General features: G+C 57.6%; 4 protein-coding genes and 1 pseudogene. 1 reads left to right on the forward strand and 4 read right to left on the reverse strand.

Annotated features, from left to right (window positions below; translation table 11 throughout):
- The 3 genes and pseudogenes from ACF8AM_RS15015 to ACF8AM_RS15025 all read right to left on the reverse strand — a co-directional run.
- Positions 1-316 (reverse strand): aldolase/citrate lyase family protein (locus tag ACF8AM_RS15015; RefSeq protein WP_392556417.1); only part of this gene is annotated, 316 nt, incomplete at its 3' end.
- Positions 293-1418, reverse strand: a pseudogene (locus ACF8AM_RS15020) (S1C family serine protease); the annotation flags it as partial. The pseudogene ACF8AM_RS15020 and the gene ACF8AM_RS15015, both read right to left, overlap by 24 nt.
- Positions 1419-1481: 63 nt before the next feature.
- Complete coding sequence (locus ACF8AM_RS15025; RefSeq protein ID WP_392556418.1) at positions 1482-2717, reverse strand: hypothetical protein; 1236 nt, start codon at positions 2715-2717, stop codon at positions 1482-1484.
- Positions 2718-3056: 339 nt separating this feature from the next.
- Between ACF8AM_RS15025 and ACF8AM_RS15030 the strand changes: the two genes are divergently transcribed.
- On the forward strand, positions 3057-3314 hold the full coding sequence (locus ACF8AM_RS15030; RefSeq protein WP_392556419.1) for a response regulator: 258 nt from the start codon (positions 3057-3059) through the stop codon (positions 3312-3314).
- 71 nt (positions 3315-3385) lie between these two features.
- On the opposite strand, the gene fliM is transcribed toward ACF8AM_RS15030, so the two are convergent.
- The coding region (gene fliM, locus ACF8AM_RS15035) for a flagellar motor switch protein FliM (protein WP_392556420.1) at positions 3386-4590 on the reverse strand (1205 nt) is incomplete at its 5' end.

Below are 4590 nucleotides of genomic sequence, written 5' to 3' on the forward strand. Positions count from 1 at the left end.
GGTGGATGGTCATCTTGCCGGTGTAGCCCATCCAGGCGGCTTCGCGGCATTCCGCCTCGAGCCCCTCGCGGTCGCGGAAATCCACGTACACGCCGTCCAGGGGCGCAACCGCCGAAGCGGCGGCGGCGAGCAGGGTCTGCACCCGGCAGTGGCGGTACACGTCCAGGTAGGTTCCGTCCGGACGCCGATTGCGCGGCGCGCCGAGCGCCGCGGACAGATCCTCGGCACCCCAGGATCTCTTTCGGCTTGTTCGGTTCGGCTTCTGCGGGCGTTCCCGATGAAGCGTCGCCCTCGGATTCCTCGGGTGACGGGTCACCAGGTTTGGCGGGCGTTGGAAGTTTGGGAGGGGCCGGAGGAGGTGGCGGCAACGCGGATTTCATCTTTTCGAGCAACTCTGATCCGCGGTGGACGCTGGCGAGTCGCACCAGTGTTTCAACACTGGTGCCGTCTTGCCGATACGTGATTGGAATTCGCCAGGTTGCTGGAAAGGTGGCGAGGATGTTTTGCACATCGTTCGCGGTTTGAATGACTTGCCCGTCGATCTCAAGGATTTCGTCCCCATACCGCAGCCCACGGCGATACGCGTCGCTGGAGCCGAGGATGTTGGTGACGCGAACGCTCCCGTCCTCATCCGTGCCGACAGTGGCGCCGAGTGTGGCGTGGTCGACGACTCGGCCGCTGTACAAGCATCCGAGAAAGTTCTGAGCTTGGTCGCCCGAAATGGCATACCCGACACCGACGTTGACTCGGCCGCGTTTTTCAAAGGAAGCTCGTCCAATGATCCCAATCAAATCGCCTTGGTTATCGTACAGCGGGCCGCCGGAGTTGCCGGGGTTGATGGAGGCATCGGTTTGAAAGCAGTTGCCGTATTCCAGGAGTGTTCCGGAGGGATATTGATAGCGACGTACGCCGCTGATGATCCCTGCGGTGACAGTGGGTTGTAGGTTGGTGGCCAGCAGAAATGGATTGCCGATAGCGAAGCACCAGTCACCCACTTGGACCGAGCGACTGGGGACAAATTCAGCGGTTGAAAAGTCGTCACGCCCGAGCAATTGAATCAGTGCCAAGTCGCCGACCGGGTCAATGCCGACGACCACGGCATCGTAGACTTGGCCGTCGCTGAGCCCGCAACGCATGTAGGTGCCCGCCGGACTGCTGACGTGAAAATTTGTCAGGGCGTATCCATCGGGAGTGATCAGCACGCCACTTCCGCCTCCGCCGCCTCCAGGGACAAACACCATGACGGTCGAGGGCGTCGCTTTCGCAATGCCTGCGATCCGAGCGGCTTCGAACTCTTCGATCCACTGTTGTTCAGCGGGCGAAAGAGACGACTCTTCCGACCACGCGGTGGAGGCAAACAAAGCAAGTGTCAGGCAACCGATTCGCACCCAGGCGGAACCGAGACATCGAGAAGGCATGGCGAATCGTATTTCTCAGTGTGATAACGTCAGTGCGAAATGCATCGTCGGAGGCGTCTGATTTTACTTTAGCAAGCGGGCACCCAACCACTCGACACGATGCCCCAAGGCATCCGCCAAGGAAGGCGATGACTCGGATGAGTCCACATCCGCTTGGTCGATGCGAAGAGTGAGTCGCCGTGCGTCTTCCAAAGGCAGAATCAGACCGTGTGGTTTGCGGTCTTGAAGATCCAATGACCAGACCATTTGGTCGTCCAACAGCACGGAAACTTTCAATGGGGTGAACTGGTCAACGTCCGGTGAGATTCGGACAGCGGACACCAATTTTTCGTATCCCTCAGGAACGCGAACGACATGATCCGATGACAGGACCGTTGTCAGATTCTTTGATTGGGTTTCTGTCGCGAACCAAGTGGATGCTAAGTCGTTGCCGACGATCGTGTTCAAGGATTCCGATTGATTCTGCTCGGCGACTTCTGCATCACTGAGGTAAAGGATTCCGCCGGAGAGACGGATCTCAAGCAGTTGGTCGGCAGGGATCGAGTGAGTGATTCCGTCACCCAGGTTCAACTCAAGCGATCCAGCGGTCGAATTCCAGGTGGCTTGTTCGGCCATCCACTCGGATCCCCATTGGTCAAGCACACGAAGTGTTTTTCCCGATTCGCGATTGTTCGAAGTGGAGAAGATGACCCCTTCCAATTTGTTCAGAGGGGCGTCGACGATATTGCCGCTGAGATCAAACGAGACGGAGTCGCGTTTGATCTCCAGGATGGTTCCCTCGATGGGATCCAACGCATCGCCTTCGCGGCGGATGACCAAGCGATCACGACGTTGGGGTTCTTCGACCAAAGCGAGCCAGTTGGGATCGGTCGCGGACGCAGGAGCACGAAAGCGAACGGATCGCACCTTCCCAATCGGGACGCTGAGCGAAGGTTGGCCGACGGAGCGAATCAGCAGGTCATCTTGTTGCATCGACGTTGCCGCCGCGGCGATTTCCGAACCGCCTCGCAGCACAGCACGAGTGGGCGGACTGGTGCGAGCGGAACCTTGAAACCGAAGACGCGAAATTTCGGTCAGTTCCCACTGCTGGGATTGGCCACCAGACAAAGTCACCGACAGGGTTGAACCTGTCAGGATGTTGAGGTGTCCTGAATACGAGTCGCCCTCGAGCGTTTCGAGTTGGATCTCAGGGCCCAGTTCGGCGTTATTTTGGCCGCGCGATTCCGTTGCAGGAATCACGAAGGCGAAAACCGCGAAAAGAGCGACTGCGGGGATCGGGTTGCAGATCGAGCGTGTCATAGGAACCTGTTGAGGCATAAAAATCCTTTTTCGATCGTCGTGGGACGTTCCTACAGGATAACCGTCTTCCAAGGCGTGAAGCAGGGGAAACCGCTACTTTCACGACGAGGTAGTGTTCGAGTGTTCACTTTTCTTGGGCCGAAAGTCGGTTGCTCTTCTTTGAATCTTGGTTGATTTCGATCCTTGTCTGATCCAGTTGGCCGCGCTAGTATGGTTGCAGCTTGAGCATTGATATGAAGCTTGCGTGAAATGAGTTTGCGTTGAAGCGGAGTTGTGGTTAGTATTTCCCCTCTCAAACGGATTTAACCAGCTAGGCGGCTGGCAGTAGAAAGGCGAACCATGTCCATTCGATTTAACCAATCTTGCCCGACTTGCGGTCGGCGAATTGATATTCGCGCATCGTTGCTTGGATGCACGGTCGCGTGTCAGCACTGCGGTGCGGAGTTCACCGCGTCCATGAGCGACACGGCTCAGACCCAAGAGAGCTCCGACGAATTGCTCGATCGTGTGGAGGCCGCGCTTCGCCGCGCTGAATCTGCCGCATCAAAGAGCGGTTTGACGGCTCCAACGGTCGTGTCTCCCACCGGCCATAACTGACAAGGGAGCGGCGCGAATTTTCGCGTCGGAGTGAATGAGTGATCGGTGTGGCCGGCAGGGCCGCACCGAGTTCAATTCGTCGGGGCAGACGGTTTCTTCACTGCCTTGTTGGCTGCAGTGGGTTTGGCCGGCGGCGAGGGTTTGGCCGAAATCGCCATCTTGGCCTCGGCTGCTTCTAAGGTTTGCATTGTTTCCGCGTCGATACCTGCGGGTTCGGTTGTTGTAGGCGAGTCATCGTTCAACTCTTTTTCTGGATCCCGTTCGTCCGTTTCGTGTGATTTGGGCTCGATCGTGGCTTGGATCTGAGCGGCTTTTTTCCCTTTGTAGGCCCCTGCAATGGCGGAGAATTTGGGGACTTCTTGGACGGACAGTTCCAAGGCAGAATCCGCGGATTGTTCGGTCGTGATGATGTCACCAATGGACAGATCCAGCAGGTCGCTGGTTCGAATTTTGGACCGCGCCAGCGTGACCACCACATCCACAGGCGCGGCGTCGATGCTGTCCGCGATTTTCCGACGCGATTGTGGTGTTGGGTTTGTTTTCCCGTAGCCAACCCAGCCGTTGCGAGACAGTTTGGCGTTGTACTTTTCGATTGAGTTGAAGGGGATGCAGAGGTTCATCATCCCTCGGTTTTTGCCGAGCAGGACTTCGAATCCAACCAAAATCGCGACTTCGTTGGGTGGCACGATTTGGGCGAGTTGTGGGTTGCTTTCGGTGGTGTGGATCGTGGGTTCGAGGTGGAGCACGTTTTCCCAGGCAGGAACGATTTGTTCCAGGAACAGATCGACCACGCGGCACATCAAGCGAGTCTCGATTTCGGTCAGTGGCCGACGAATTGTTTCCCCCGGGACCGGGTCGCCACCGAGCATCCGGTCGATGATGGCGTAGGCCAGTCCTGGAGCGATGTCGAGAACCCAGTGCCCTTCCAACGGAAGCGGCTTAATCACGTTGAAGCAGCTTGGGTTGTCGAGACTGAAGACGAATTCGCTGTAGGTCAGTTGGTCGACGCTTAGAAGTTTGACCTCGATCATGGTCCGGAGCAGACCGGAGATCGACGCTCCAAAATTACGAGCAATCGACTCGTGGAGCGAATGCATTGCCCGCATCTGGTCTTTGCCGACGCGTTCAGGGCGTTTGAAGTCATAAGCGGTCACCCGCGAGCCGGTTGGCACGCCGGGCGAGTACGGTTTGGACTCGGCTGGATGAGCGGCGCCAACGGCGGGGGGGGGCGAGCTGGCTTTTGCGTCATCACCACCCTTGAATTGCGGCGATTGGG

The sequence above is a fragment of the Rhodopirellula sp. JB055 genome (genome assembly GCF_043100905.1).
GTDB lineage: Bacteria > Planctomycetota > Planctomycetia > Pirellulales > Pirellulaceae > Rhodopirellula.